The organism is Methanoculleus formosensis (assembly GCF_025384765.1).
Lineage (GTDB): Archaea > Halobacteriota > Methanomicrobia > Methanomicrobiales > Methanoculleaceae > Methanoculleus > Methanoculleus formosensis.
Genome location: NZ_VHLL01000004.1, coordinates 198557 through 211569, shown reverse-complemented (window position 1 = coordinate 211569; position 13013 = coordinate 198557). Strand labels below are relative to the sequence as shown.

Below are 13013 nucleotides of genomic sequence, written 5' to 3'. Positions count from 1 at the left end.
GGGAGGGGGGAGTACTCCCCCCTCCCCGTCAGCCCCTCCCCCAGACGCGATATCCACGGGAAACCCGTACACGGGCAGACACGACCAAAAAAAAGGCGCATGAACCCTCAGCACCATCTTATCAGATCGTGCTGACTCCTCTGGGGTTCCCTCCTTCAGTGCTTCACACCCCGTTTCTTGAGCTCCTCCGACTTCTTCTTCGAGCACGCCTCGCACCGGAACTCGGGCGCCGGATCGTTCGATTTGTCGTAGTTCTCTGCCCGGACCAGGCGGTAGCCCCGGGCGACCTTCCTGCAGTCCACGCACCGGACTTCCTCTTTGACCTCCCACTGGGCGGCGAGCGTCTCGGAGGTGAAGATGAACCGGTCGACCCAGAAGAAGATGAGGCCGCCGATGAGGTTCGCGACGACGGTGGCGGCGAGCGCCCCGAGGCCCGCGAGCCAGTAGAGCACGCCGGCGAGGATCGGCGTCGAGAGCTGCCACCGGATGAGATACAGGCCGTATCGCTTAAGATTTACTCCCACATCTAACCCTTGACGGGCGACCTCATAAAACCGGGGTCGGCATCAGTACCTCGCTAACGATCTTGAGGAAGTTCCCGGGAGATCAAACCACCGATCGTTCTTCGCACCTCTCGGTGCTCATGCTCTTGTCGTTCCGACAGTCTCACTTCGCGTCCTTCGCGGCTTCGCGTGAGCTAACCGGAATGGGCAACAATACGGTCTCACGCGAAGAACGCGAAGCCGCGAATGCCGGTGCCCGGTGCTGCTGAATCCGCGTTTAAGGCGTCACCCGAGCACCAGTATCCGGCGGGTCAGGCTCTTGTGCACCCGCTGCTCGTGCTCCTGCAGGACGGTGAAGTGGCGGGCGGCGATCCCCTTGATATCGCGGTGCGTGACGACGACCGCGCGCCGCCCCGGCCGGAGGACACGCCGGATCTCCGCAAGCGATCCGTCGTAGAGCCGGTCCATGCTCTCGCCGTGGATCCTGACTGACTGGCCGTAGGGCAGATCGGTCACGACCGCATCGAGCGCTCCGTCGCAGATGGGAACCATCGTAGCGTCGGCGGTCATCACCTCCGAGCCCGGGAGGTTCTGTCGGTAGCCGTCGACCATCGCGGGGTCGAAGTCGCTCCCGAGCACCCGGACGCCGATCTCCCGGGCTTCGAGGAGGATCCCGCCGGTGCCGCAGAAGGGGTCATAGACCCATTCCCCGGGCGCAACCAGGGAGATGTTCACGAGCGCCCGGCCCATCCGGGGCATCATCACGCCGGGGTGGAAGAACGGCCGGCGCATGGGGTTTCGCGCCTCGAACCCGCCCCGGTCGATCTTCAGGATGACGCGGCCGAAGTAGCAGCGGTCATCCGAGACGACGGCGCGGTACTCTTCGACCGGGTCGCGGAGCGATACCGGGCCGGCAATCAGGCTCCCGATCAGCCGCTCCAGGTCGAGCCGCTCGATATCCATCCGGGCGCCCTGGATCATCTTCCCCCGGCCGACGAACGGTTTTTCGGTCGTGATCGCGAGGTCGCGGAGGAGATCCGTAAACGCCGCCCGCGTGGGTTCGCACTCCCCGAGGTACTCCATCACCACGTGCGTCAGGGCAAGTCGCCCGGCGGCCAGGGGGTTGGGGCACTCGGCGACCGCGACCTGGGTCCCGCGGTCGAGGACGGTTCCCACGCACTCCAGTTCCATGGCGGGGAGGTCGGGGTGCTCGCCGGAGAGTTCGAAGAGCAGCTTCATTCCTATGGTATTGGGCCGGGAGGGGGATAAAGCGGGGGGATGAGGAGTTGATTGGTGATGAGGTCTGTATATCCGACCGGTTGGACTCGAAGCCAGGTGACCGCTCAGGCTCCCCGAAACTGTAAAAGCGAAGAAAAAGCCCTGTACTGCGGACCGTGGGGATATCGCCACGCGGGGAGGGGCTGACGGGGAGGGGGCCTGTCCCCTCCCCTGTCTCTACCCCATAAGGGGATACCCGTAACCCCCACCCCGCCCGGCCTCCGGCCTCCTCCCCCGCCCCGAGGGGCGGGGGCAGTGCGTGACGATATCCCCACGAAATCCGTGTCTGGGGATGCTGTTGAGTAGGAGATTACGCATTGCCAGATGCGAGTAACAACGTCCTACAGGAGAGGTTAACTGCATTTCCCCGGCCGTGGCTCATACCTAAATCGTTACCCAAAAAACCGAGCCGCCGAAGCGAGAGGGCCTCCCCTCACTTCACCGACTCTTTCACCTTGTCGACGACGTCCTGAAAGAAGCCCTTGCCCTTCTTGCCGCCCTTCGCGGAGGGCTTGTGCCCCCCGATCTCGAGCAGGCGCTCGTAGAGTTCGCGCTCCTCGTCCGAAAGACGCGTGGGCACGACGATCCGCACCCGCACCAGCATATCCCCGGGCTTCGTCTGCCACCGCACACCCTCGCCCGGGATCTTCAGCCCGGTGTTGTACTGCACCCCGGCCGGGATGTTGAGGGCGACCGTCCGCCCGTCGATCGTCTTCACCTCGACCTCGGAGCCAAGCACCGCCTGGGCCGGGGTGACATCGACCGTCGTCTCCAGGTCGTCGCCCCGCCGGGTGAAGGTCCGGTGCGGCGCGACGCTGATCTCGATGTAGAGGTCCCCCGGCGGCGCCCCATAGTCCCCGGCGTCGCCGTAGCCCTCCATCCGGAGGCGCATCCCCGTATCCACGCCCGGCGGAACCCGGACGCTCACCTTCTGACGGCCGCGCCGGTGCCCCGTTCCGCCGCAGGCCTTGCACCGGGTCTCGGGGACCCTCCCCCGCCCGCCGCAGGCGGTGCAGGGCGCCATCCGGACGAAGTTCCCGAAGATCGACTGGCTCATCTGCCGCATCTGACCGCTGCCGCCGCAGGTCGGACAGGTGGTGGTCTTCTTCGTCTCGCTCCCCGACCCGTCGCACTCAGGACAGGGCTCGATATGGTCGACGGCGACCTCCTTCTCCGTCCCGAGCGCCGCCTCCTCGAGCGTGATGCGCATCTTCATCAGGAGGTCGGCACCGGGGCGCGGGCCGGCACGCTGCCTGCCCCCGCCGCCGCCGAAGAAGGTCTCGAAGATGTCCCCGAACCCGGAGAAGTCGGCGCTGAACCCGCCTCCGTATCCGCCGCCGGAGTACGAGCCCTTCGACGCGTTGCTGTATGCCTCGTGGCCCATGTTGTCGTACTGGGCGCGTTTCTGCGCATCAGAGAGGACGCTGTAGGCCTCGTTGATCTTCTTGAACCGCTCCTCGGCCCCCGGTTCTTTGCAGACGTCGGGGTGGTACTTTCGTGCCAGGCTCCGGTAGGCTTTCTTGATCTCCTTATCATCGGCGTTCTGCGAAACACCGAGGATATCATAGTAGCTGTCCGGACCCATCGACCTCACTCTTTGACTTCGTAGTCGGCATCGACGACGTTATCGTCTTTCTTTGCGGCCCCTTCCGCCTTCTCCTGCTGGGCGGCCGCCTGTGCCTGCTGGTACATCTTCGTCGTCAGTGCATATACCGCTTCGGTCAGGGCATCCATCTTCTGCTTGATCGCCTCCAGGTCGTCGCCCTCGAGCGCCTTCTTGAGGTCGACGATCGCGCTCTCGATCTTCTCCTTATCCGCGGCCTCGATTGAATCGCCTGCATCCTTCATCGCCCGCTCGGCGGTGAAGATCGCGGTGTCGGCGGTGTTTCTGAGTTCGATCTCCTCGCGCTTCTTCTGGTCTTCCTCCTCGAACTTCTTCGCGTCGTCCATCATCCGCTGGATCTCGGCCTCAGACGGGCGGGAGTCCTGCGGCTTGATGGTGATCGACTGCTCGTTCCCCGTGCCGAGATCCTTCGCCGATACATGGACGATACCGTTTGCGTCGATATCGAACGTGACCTCGATCTGCGGGATGCCGCGCGGCGCCGGCGGGATACCGGTGAGCTGGAACCGGCCGAGCGTGAAGTTGTCCTTCGCGAGCGCCCGCTCGCCCTGCATCACGTGGATCTCGACCGAGGTCTGGCCGTCGGCGGCGGTCGAGAAGATCTGGCTCTTCCGTGTCGGGATGGTGGTGTTGCGCTCGATCAGCTTCGTCGCGACGCCGCCGAGCGTCTCGATGCCGAGCGAGAGCGGGGTCACGTCGAGGAGCAGCACGTCTTTCGTCTCGCCGGTCAGGACGCCGGCCTGGATGGCGGCGCCGAGGGCGACGCACTCATCGGGGTTGATCCCTTTGTCGGGCTCCTTCTTGAGGACCTTCTTCACCGTCTCCTGCACGAGCGGGACGCGGGTCGACCCGCCGACGAAGAGGACGTGGTCGATCTCGTCGGCGCTCAGTTTGGCGTCGGCGAGCGCCTGTTTCACCGGGCCGAGGGTCGAGTCGACGAGATCGGCGATCAGGCTCTCGAACTTCGCGCGGGAGAGATCGGTGTCGAGGAACTTCGGGCCGCTCTCTGTCGTGGTGATGTAGGGGAGGTTGATGCTGGTCTTCTGGACGGTGGAGAGTTCGATCTTTGCGTTCTCGGCTGCGTCCCGGAGCCGCTGCATCGCGACCGGGTCCTTCCTGAGGTCGGCGCCCTCCTTCTTCTTGAACTCATCGGCCAGGTAGTCGACGACCCTCTTGTCGAAGTCGTCGCCGCCGAGGCGGTTGTTGCCTGCGGTCGACTTGACCTCGAAGACGCCGTCACCGAGCTGGAGGATCGAGACATCGAACGTCCCGCCGCCGAGATCGTAGACGAGCACCGTGGAGTCGCCTTCCTTGTCGATACCGTAGGCAAGGGCGCTCGCGGTCGGTTCGTTGATGATCCGGAGCACTTCGAGGCCGGCGATCGTCCCGGCATCCTTCGTCGCCTGCCGTTGCGCGTCGTTGAAGTAGGCGGGCACCGTGATGACGGCCTTCGTGATCTTCTCGCCGAGGTACTCCTCCGCGTCCAGTTTCATCTTCTGGAGGATCATCGCGGAGATCTCCTGCGGGGTATGCGTCTTGTCCCCGATGGTGACCGTCTCGCTCGTGCCCATCTTCCTCTTGATCGACTGGATGGTGCGGTTCGGGTTCGTGATCGCCTGCCGTTTTGCGACGTTGCCGACAAGCCGTTCGCCCTCTTTGGTGAACGCTACGACGGACGGGGTGGTCCTGCCGCCTTCGGCGTTGGCGATGACCGTCGCCCGCCCGCCTTCCATGATTGCCATGCACGAGTTGGTTGTCCCGAGATCGATACCAAGAACTTTTTCCGAAACCATTCTGTTATTCCTCCTTTCCTTTAGATACGACGACTTTTGCGCATCTGATGATCTTATCCTGCATACAGTATCCACGGACGGCCTCGTCGATCACGGTGCCCTCCTCCGCGTCCGAGGGGACGTAGGCTATCGCCTCGTGCCGCTCGGGGTCGAACGGAAGGTTCCGACATTCGATGGGGGTGATGCCGTGCCGCTCGAGGATGGTCATGAAGAGTTTCCTGATCTGGGCCATCCCTTCCGTGAGGCCTGCACCCTCGGCCTTCTCGGCCCGCTCGAAGTTGTCCAGGACTTCGAGTAACTCCACCGCGAAGTTCTCGATGGCGAAGGTTGTGCGGGCATCGATCTCCCGGGCCATCCTTTTGCGGTAGTTGTCGAAATCCGCTGCAAGGCGCAGGTAACGGCCGCTCTGGTCGTCATACGCCTTCTGCAGCTCTTCAAGCGCCGGGGATGCTGCATCCGCCTCGCCTGCGAGATTCTGGTGCTTCTCGGTTGGTCCGGATGTATCCTCCTTCATACGCTTAACCTGCTTGAAAACGATGTAATGGGTTTGTTCGATTATTTATTGTAATGTGGTTCTATATAAATATAACTGATAGTGCAGGCATCCGCCCCCGGCAAGATGCCGGATCTCCGATTGGACACTCATCAACCGGTATTCTCCCTCCGATACCGGGATCCGCGCAAGATGTGACGTTCTCCGCGCGAGAGAAAACGCGGCGGATTTCTGCGGACAGCGCCAGATATATCTCTCCACTCCCCATATGTGTACCCATGAAGTGGGCACTGTTGTCTGTCTGGGACAAGGCAGGCATCGTCGATCTCGCAAAGGTGCTGGTTGAACACGATTACGGGCTCCTCTCTTCCGGCGGCACCGGGGCCGCGCTCGCAGAGGCAGGGATCCCGTATACCGACGTCTCGACATACACCGGCTCTCCGGAGATGATGCACGGGCGGGTCAAGACCCTCCACCCGAAGATCCACGGGGGCATCCTCGGCCGCCGGGGGATCGACGACGCCGTGATGCAGGAGCACGGGATCGAGCCGATCGACCTCGTTGTGGTGAACCTCTACCCCTTCGAGGCGATGAGGGACGCGGGGCTCGGCACCGACGAGATCATCGAGTACATCGATATCGGCGGTCCGGCGATGGTGCGGGCGGCGGCGAAGAACCATAAGTACGTCGCGATCGTCATGGACAGCGCCGACTACGACAAGGCCGCGGAGGCCGTCCGGCGGGGCGGTTTCTCCCCTGAGGAGCGCCTCGCCCTTGCCGCGAAGGCGTTTTCCCGGACGGCGGCCTACGACGGCGCGATCGCGAACTACCTCACCGGGATCGACCGGCCGTTCCCCGACGTCCTCACCCTCCAGTACCGGGGCGGGAGGACGCTCCGGTACGGCGAGAACCCCCACCAGGCGGCCGCGGTCTACGGCGATGCCGGCATTGCAGGCGAGCAGCCGCTCCAGGGCAAACAGATGTCCTACAACAACTACCTCGACGTCGACGCCGCGGTCGGCCTGCTGCGGGAGTTCGAGGAGTGCGCCGTCGTCATCGTCAAGCACAACAACCCATGCGGTGTCGCGACCGGCGAGACCCTCCTCGAGACCTACATCGCCGCCCGGGAGATCGATCCGGTCTCGGCCTACGGCTCGATCGTCGCGATGAACCGCGAGGTCGGGGCGGACGTCGCCCGGGAACTGACCGGGACGTTCGTCGAGGTCATCGTCGCCCCGTCGTTCACGCCTGAGGCCCTCGAGATCATGAAGGCGAAGGAGAACATGCGGGTGCTCCGGCTGCCCGAGCCGGTGGTGCAGGACGCGGTCCGGAGCATCGACGGCGGGGTGCTGGTCCAGCGGACGGAGCCGTTCCGCGAGGACTGGCGGGTCGTGACCGAGCGGGAGCCCACCGCCCACGAGATGGAGGCGATGCAGCTCGCCCTGAAGGTCTGCCGGCACACGAAGAGCAACGCCATCATCTTTGCGAACGAAAAAGCGGTCATCGGGATCGGCGCCGGGCAGATGAACCGGGTCGAGTCGGCGGAGATCGCGGTCAGGAAGTCCCGGACCCCCCTCGCCGGGTCGGCGGTCGCATCCGACGCCTTCCTCCCCTTCCCCGACACCCTGGAGGTCGCGGCGGCGGCGGGCGCGACGGCGCTCGTCCAGCCCGGCGGCTCTATCCGGGACCAGGAGGTCATCGACGCGGCGAACCGGCTCAATGTCGCGATGGTCTTCACCGGTGTGCGGCACTTCCGGCACTGATCCTTTTTTTCTCCATGAAGATCGAACTGCTCCGGGAAGATAAGCGGCGGTTCCTTGACCTGCTGCTCGAAGGCGACGAACAGGAGTCGATGATCGATGCCTACCTCGACCGCGGGGATATGTTTGTTCTCTATGACCGGGATCCGGTGAGTGTCTGCGTGGTGACGTGCGAAGGCGACGGCGTCTATGAACTGAAGAACATAGCCACCTACGAGGAGTTCCGGGGCCGGGGCTACGGCAGGCGGCTGATCGAGCACATCTTCGAGCACTACCGGGGCCGGTGCCGCACGATGCTCGTCGGCACCGGCGATTCGCCCCGCATCCTCCGATTCTACGAGCGGTGCGGGTTTACCGTCTCCCACCGGGTCGAGAACTTCTTTATCGACCATTACGACCATCCTATCTTCGACTGCGGCGAACGGCTCGTCGATATGGTCTACCTGAGACGGGATCTTTGACCATTCGGGGCTTTATCGGGCCCTGGTCTGGGTGCGGGCAGGGTATCGGAACGGCAAACCGGCTCAAAAACGTGACTGTTCAAAACGTTTATACGGCCCACCGCCCCTCCACGGCCGAAGGTGGTGTGGTATGGACTACGGCAATCTCATCTCAAGAGCATTCGGCTACACGAAAGAGGCCCTCTGGGGCGAATGGGGGCGGTGGCTCCTCCTCGTCCTCCTCTCGCTCGTCCAGACGTTCACGCTCTTTTTGGTCCCGCTCTACAACGGCTACATCGTCTACATCGTCCGGGTGCTCGCCGGCCGGCGGCCCGCTCCCGAGGTCGACGACTGGGGCAGGCTCTTTCTCGACGGGTGGAAGTTGAACATCATCAATCTTATCTACCTGATCCCGGTCATCGTGGCCCTGGCCGTCTTCGGCGGGGTTGCGGTTCTCTCCGCCGTAGCGGCGAGAGGGCTCGACAACCCGGACGTATGGGCCTCGGCCGTCGCCGCCGCCGTCACCGGGATCGCGATTGCCGCCCTCGTCTGGATCGTCATATCGTTCGTCTCCCTCCTCGCGGTCGTGCGGTTCGCCCACACGGGAAGCCTCCTCCAGGCGTTCAACATCACCGCGATCCTCTCGCAGATCAGCTGGATCGGGTGGGGCGCCTGGATCGCCGCGGTCGTCATCCTCATCCTCATCGGCCTCGTGTATACGGCCGCGACCGCCCTCATCACCTCGCTGCCTGTCCTCGGGTGGATCGCCAACCTCTTCATCGGGGTCGTCTACGGCATCTTCCGCGCCCGTTACCTCGCGGTGGCTTACGAGAGCGCTCCGGCGCCGGGGTGACGCGGGGGACGCCGTCCCTGATGGTTACGACGGGAACCCTTACGGGTTTTTCAAAAATCTGAGGAAAATACTTGTGCAATAGATTATCATCAAGGAAAATACCAATAAATAGTTCCTGTTGGACGCCTTCAAGATAGTCATTCAGCGGGAGCAAATATCAAATGGTAATGTTTAAGATACGCTTCATAAAATTACCTAATTATGTTCGATGACGGAACGGATACATACAGTTACAAGGGTTGGTTGACATCAGACCATTTCTTAAAACGCGCATTCGCGGTATTTGGCTACTATATCGTTGCAGCTCTACTCTTCTGGTTTTGTTTGTTTGCTATCTTCATGCTTTTTGCAATAATGGCAGGGATTGTATTTGGAGCTTACTAACTAATTATAGTACAAGTTGTCAATCTCCTCCTCGGGGTGGTGTACAGCATCTTCCGCGCCCGCTATCTCGCCGCGGCCTACGAGAGCGCTCCGGCTCCGGCGTGAGGCATCAACCTTCATTTAAAGTGGTCATCAGCGTTTCATTGCTTGGTGGAGGTAGATTCTCTCCGGCAAGAGAACGATGTCACTTGATGATTCGTAAAAATAATTAGGTATTAATGAATTTGGATGCATCCTCGCCAGCATTAATCCTTGTGGCAGAGACATATGCATCGACGATCCCGATGAGCCACCAGAGCGGAATCAATAGAAAGCCGATCAGGAAGAATAAGGATAGAAAACAGAACATATAGATGATAAAGTACGCAATGCCCTTGCCAAACTGTCCGTTATATATCTGACCCAACCCAGAGATGAAGAAGGACAATATCGCAGCGAGGACCGGGCTCCTCCGGTTAATCACTATCTCTTTAAGCCTAACGCCACAATGTGGACAAATTTCAGCATTTGGACTGATCAACTCTTTTCCGCATTCGGGACAGTAATTTGGCATAATGTTCCTCCCTGATTTCCGAATTGAATGTGTGTCTACTTAAATATTCTCTTTTTAGTTCTTTGCCTGACATTCTGTTTTAAATAATAGGGCGGTTGCAGAACCTGATCCTGGTCGAAGCACCCCGGCATGCTTGTCGAGGTACCTCCCTGAGGCTGTGGCGTCGTTGCAGATCAAGAGTCCCGGTGGATCATGAGCGCCGCGCTACCGCCCCGCTGCCCGTTCCCGGTTGGATCGCCAGTATTTTCCACCAGGCGACTCACGTCACCTCTTTGTTCCTTTTACGGTCCTGCCTCTGGTTTTACGCCTCGCCGCGCCCTGATCCACAGATAACGCTTCTGCACCATGATTGTCAGATTTTGGTCGAAAAGATTGCTTAATTTCTTCAAAAGAGGGATGTGTGACAAGGGATTATGACAATCCTTTTATACCATTTGGTATTACGTAAAATCATAGGGGTCATACCTATGGATTTTGGAAACATGCTGAGCGATTCGCTCAGCTATGCAAAAGACGCGGTCTGGGGCAAGTGGGTCCAGTGGATCCTGCTCGCCATCAGCACGATCATATTCCCGCTCATCATGGGATATATGGTCCGCATTTACAGCGGTATAAAGCCGGCTCCCGAGGTAGGGAACTGGGTGGAAACGTTTATCGACGGTCTGAAATTCCTCGTCATCGGCATTATCTATGGCATTCCGATGTTTGTCATTACGATCATTTTCATGGTGCCGGCACTCATGGCCGCCATTAACGGGGATTTCATGCTCGCCCTTGGGTCGGTGGGCATCGGCTTCTTGCTCTTGCTCGTCGTCGGAGTCATTATCACCCTGATCTCGGCGATCGGGGTTATTCGGTTCGCACACACGGACAGCATGGGCCAGGCGTTTGCCTTCAGTGCCATCTTCGAGCACATCGGCAAGATCGGCTGGGGGAGCTACATCATTGCCCTCATCATCCTCTGGATTGCCGGAATTGTCTTTGACGTCATCGTCTTGATACTCGCCACCGTATTCGGCCTGATCCCATTCCTCGGCGGGCTCCTCGTCTGGCTGATCATGCTCTTCCTGTTCCCCGTCTGGTTCATCTTCGCGGCACGGTACATGGCGCTGGTCTATGAGAGCGCTCCTGCGCCGGCGTGAGGCTCCCCCCTTCTTTTTGTGACTGCGGTCATGAGAAATTAAAATACATGTCGGTACAACCTTCAGGCACCGGGCAAATGGAATGAACAGCCCAGTGGATTCAGGTGTGCGAATTTTGGACTCGGTTTGGTGCATATATTATCGACATGCTCTTACTTCTGATACCTTATTTTGTCGCCTTGAGTTTTTGGGCTGCATGAGGCCAAGCGCCTCGAAATTGTGATCAGAGTCCGATTAACCTATCCTTTGATCGGGTCCTTGGGCATGAGCAAAAAAAGTTTTCAATAGATGAAGATAGGGAAAAGAACATTATTGTGGCTTTACTTTTCAAGTAACTGACATGACGTTTCTGATGCATATGCAAAAGAATAAATATGATGACCCTAGAGTCTCATTATAAATAGGTGATTGACTATGGAGTACGGATCTATGCTTCGCAATTCCTTCGACTACACCGTAAATGGGCTGTGGGGGAGCTGGGGCAAATGGCTATTGCTATTCATTAGCATGATTATCTTTCCTCTATGGTTGGGATACCAATGGGTGATTTACAAAGGCGAATCCCAACTGCCGCCCCTTGACGACTGGGTTGAGATGTTCATCAACGGCATTAAACTCTTTATTGTAGGTCTCGTCTACAGCATCATACCCTTGATAGTACTCATGGTCTTTGGTGGTGCAGGCGTTTTAATGGGTGGAGCACTGGAGAGTCCGGGTGCTGGAGCACTGGTCGGTCTGCTCATAGGGCTAATTGTCGCTTTCATTTTCTCGCTCATCGCTTTGATGGCCCTGATACGCTTCGCAAGGACTGACAGTTTCGGGGAGGCATTCAATATCAGTGCCATCGTCGCTCACATTGGAAAGATCGGATGGCTGAGCTATATCCTCGCGTTGATCATACTGTGGATTGTTTCTGTTCTGGCTACTATTGTTTATACAATCGTTGTAGCCATTGCTGTTTTCATCCTTGCGCTGATCCCCGTTATCGGTTGGCTCCTAGCACTTATTCTGGCTATCGTCGTGGCGATCCTCATCGGTCCAGTTGTAGCGGTATTTGTGACGAGATACTACACCCTCATCTATGACAGCGCAGCAGCACCTGCCTGAACCGTCTTCCTTTTTTTGAAGCCGCTCCTCACGCCAAGGTCAGCTGTCTTCCCCACCTGCTGCGTCAACTCTCTCAGATGTTCTAAATTGAGGATACAGAGTGGGAATCCGAAAGTTTCCACTGCCGGATCTCAAGCACAACAGGATAGCACCCACATCCTGAATTCAGATGGAGCGCCTTTCGGTGAACACTCAACACCCCCCGACGGTATTCATCCGCAAGTGACAAATCCTCCTTCCGCAAACAAAACAACGCGTTTATCTTCCCAAACGCACGATCCTACATCCGAACAATGCGGTGATACTCATGGACTTAATGCGATTACTCGGCGACTCCTTTGAATATGCAAAGGACGCCATCTGGGGCAGGTGGGTCCGCTGGCTTCTCCTGCTCATCAGCACAATCATATTCCCGCTTATCTACGGCTACACGGTGCGGGTCATGAGCGGCGCAAAGCCCGCTCCTGAGCTCGAAGACTGGATCGGGCTCTTTATCGACGGTATCAAACTGATCGTCATCACGATCATCTACTCGATCCCGCTCATGATCCTCACGCTCCTGCCCGTTGCGATGTACTTCATCCCGGTCTCATCGACGGTAACCCCGGCGGGATCAGGCCCCGAATCGCTTCTGAGCCCGGAACTGGCCGCCTTTGCAGCCCTTGCGATCTTCGTCATCTTCATCGTCGCCGCCATCATCATCGGGATCCTCTCGACGTTTGCGATGGTCCGGTTCGCCCGGACGGGGAGAATGGGCGAGGCCTTCAGGATCCGCACCCTTCTCACTCATATTGGCAGGATCGGATGGCTGAACGTCTTCATCGCCCTCCTCGTCATGGGTATCGTGATCGCGATCGCGGAGTTCATCCTCATGCTCGTCGTGCTGTTCGCCCTTATGCTCGTCCCGATCGTCGGCCCTCTCTTCCTGCTCCTCCTCTTCCTCCTCATGCCGGCGTTCATCATCTTCTCCGCCCGCTACGTCGCCCTCCTCTACGAGAGTGCCCCGGCGCCGGCCTAAAACCCCCTTATTTTTTGCCCTGCACCAGGTTCCCCGAATGCCCAACGTTTAAGTATCCCTGCCGC

12 protein-coding genes are annotated in these 13013 nt (G+C 59.4%); 6 read left to right on the top strand and 6 right to left on the bottom strand.

The window, feature by feature from the left end:
* Nucleotides 1-155: 155 nt before the first annotated feature.
* From FKB36_RS09185 to FKB36_RS09165, 5 genes are all read right to left on the bottom strand, one after another.
* Nucleotides 156-524 carry a hypothetical protein gene (locus FKB36_RS09185; protein WP_261597760.1) on the bottom strand — a complete coding sequence of 123 codons (369 nt, stop codon included), beginning with the start codon at nucleotides 522-524 and terminating at the stop codon, nucleotides 156-158.
* Nucleotides 525-788: 264 nt separating this feature from the next.
* Nucleotides 789-1742 carry a methyltransferase domain-containing protein gene (locus FKB36_RS09180; RefSeq protein ID WP_261597759.1) on the bottom strand — a complete coding sequence of 318 codons (954 nt, stop codon included), beginning with the start codon at nucleotides 1740-1742 and terminating at the stop codon, nucleotides 789-791.
* Between the two features lie 472 nt (nucleotides 1743-2214).
* Nucleotides 2215-3366: a molecular chaperone DnaJ gene (dnaJ, locus tag FKB36_RS09175; RefSeq protein WP_261597758.1), complete on the bottom strand. Its 1152-nt coding sequence runs from the start codon at nucleotides 3364-3366 to the stop codon at nucleotides 2215-2217.
* Between the two features lie 5 nt (nucleotides 3367-3371).
* Nucleotides 3372-5198 (bottom strand): molecular chaperone DnaK, encoded by a 1827-nt coding sequence (gene dnaK / locus FKB36_RS09170; protein WP_261597757.1) that lies wholly within the window; start codon nucleotides 5196-5198, stop codon nucleotides 3372-3374.
* Between the two features lie 4 nt (nucleotides 5199-5202).
* Complete coding sequence (locus tag FKB36_RS09165; RefSeq protein WP_261597756.1) at nucleotides 5203-5712, bottom strand: nucleotide exchange factor GrpE; 510 nt, start codon at nucleotides 5710-5712, stop codon at nucleotides 5203-5205.
* A 257-nt stretch (nucleotides 5713-5969) separates the two neighbouring features.
* On the opposite strand from FKB36_RS09165, the gene purH reads away from it, so the two are divergent.
* The 3 genes from purH (at nucleotide 5970) to FKB36_RS09150 (ending at nucleotide 8744) form a co-directional block, all read left to right on the top strand.
* Nucleotides 5970-7454, top strand: a complete 1485-nt coding sequence (gene purH / locus FKB36_RS09160; protein ID WP_261597755.1) for a bifunctional phosphoribosylaminoimidazolecarboxamide formyltransferase/IMP cyclohydrolase — start codon at nucleotides 5970-5972, stop codon at nucleotides 7452-7454.
* A gap of 14 nt (nucleotides 7455-7468) precedes the next feature.
* Nucleotides 7469-7912: a GNAT family N-acetyltransferase gene (locus tag FKB36_RS09155; protein ID WP_261597754.1), complete on the top strand. Its 444-nt coding sequence runs from the start codon at nucleotides 7469-7471 to the stop codon at nucleotides 7910-7912.
* A 130-nt stretch (nucleotides 7913-8042) separates the two neighbouring features.
* On the top strand, nucleotides 8043-8744 hold the full coding sequence (locus FKB36_RS09150; RefSeq protein WP_261597753.1) for a DUF4013 domain-containing protein: 702 nt from the start codon (nucleotides 8043-8045) through the stop codon (nucleotides 8742-8744).
* 592 nt (nucleotides 8745-9336) lie between these two features.
* On the opposite strand, the gene FKB36_RS09145 is transcribed toward FKB36_RS09150, so the two are convergent.
* The gene (locus FKB36_RS09145) at nucleotides 9337-9681 is read right to left on the bottom strand and encodes a zinc ribbon domain-containing protein (RefSeq protein ID WP_261597752.1); all 345 of its coding nucleotides are present in this window, start codon (nucleotides 9679-9681) and stop codon (nucleotides 9337-9339) included.
* Nucleotides 9682-10148: 467 nt separating this feature from the next.
* Between FKB36_RS09145 and FKB36_RS09140 the strand changes: the two genes are divergently transcribed.
* From FKB36_RS09140 to FKB36_RS09130, 3 genes are all read left to right on the top strand, one after another.
* Entirely contained in the window at nucleotides 10149-10823 is a 675-nt protein-coding gene (locus FKB36_RS09140) for a DUF4013 domain-containing protein (protein WP_261597751.1), read from the top strand.
* 414 nt (nucleotides 10824-11237) lie between these two features.
* On the top strand, nucleotides 11238-11930 hold the full coding sequence (locus tag FKB36_RS09135) for a DUF4013 domain-containing protein (protein WP_261597750.1): 693 nt from the start codon (nucleotides 11238-11240) through the stop codon (nucleotides 11928-11930).
* 307 nt (nucleotides 11931-12237) lie between these two features.
* Nucleotides 12238-12948: a DUF4013 domain-containing protein gene (locus FKB36_RS09130; protein WP_261597749.1), complete on the top strand. Its 711-nt coding sequence runs from the start codon at nucleotides 12238-12240 to the stop codon at nucleotides 12946-12948.
* Nucleotides 12949-13013: the final 65 nt, after the last annotated feature.

Bases quoted from the DNA above. Each gene is read 5' to 3' on its own strand.
- FKB36_RS09180 (WP_261597759.1), bottom strand. From the start codon at position 1,742: ATGAAGCTGCTCTTCGAACTCTCCGGCGAGCACCCCGACCTCCCCGCC.
- dnaJ (WP_261597758.1), bottom strand. From the start codon at position 3,366: ATGGGTCCGGACAGCTACTATGATATCCTCGGTGTTTCGCAGAACGCC.
- dnaK (WP_261597757.1), bottom strand. From the start codon at position 5,198: ATGGTTTCGGAAAAAGTTCTTGGTATCGATCTCGGGACAACCAACTCG.
- FKB36_RS09165 (WP_261597756.1), bottom strand. From the start codon at position 5,712: ATGAAGGAGGATACATCCGGACCAACCGAGAAGCACCAGAATCTCGCA.
- purH (WP_261597755.1), top strand. From the start codon at position 5,970: ATGAAGTGGGCACTGTTGTCTGTCTGGGACAAGGCAGGCATCGTCGAT.
- FKB36_RS09155 (WP_261597754.1), top strand. From the start codon at position 7,469: ATGAAGATCGAACTGCTCCGGGAAGATAAGCGGCGGTTCCTTGACCTG.
- FKB36_RS09150 (WP_261597753.1), top strand. From the start codon at position 8,043: ATGGACTACGGCAATCTCATCTCAAGAGCATTCGGCTACACGAAAGAG.
- FKB36_RS09145 (WP_261597752.1), bottom strand. From the start codon at position 9,681: ATGCCAAATTACTGTCCCGAATGCGGAAAAGAGTTGATCAGTCCAAAT.
- FKB36_RS09140 (WP_261597751.1), top strand. From the start codon at position 10,149: ATGGATTTTGGAAACATGCTGAGCGATTCGCTCAGCTATGCAAAAGAC.
- FKB36_RS09135 (WP_261597750.1), top strand. From the start codon at position 11,238: ATGGAGTACGGATCTATGCTTCGCAATTCCTTCGACTACACCGTAAAT.
- FKB36_RS09130 (WP_261597749.1), top strand. From the start codon at position 12,238: ATGGACTTAATGCGATTACTCGGCGACTCCTTTGAATATGCAAAGGAC.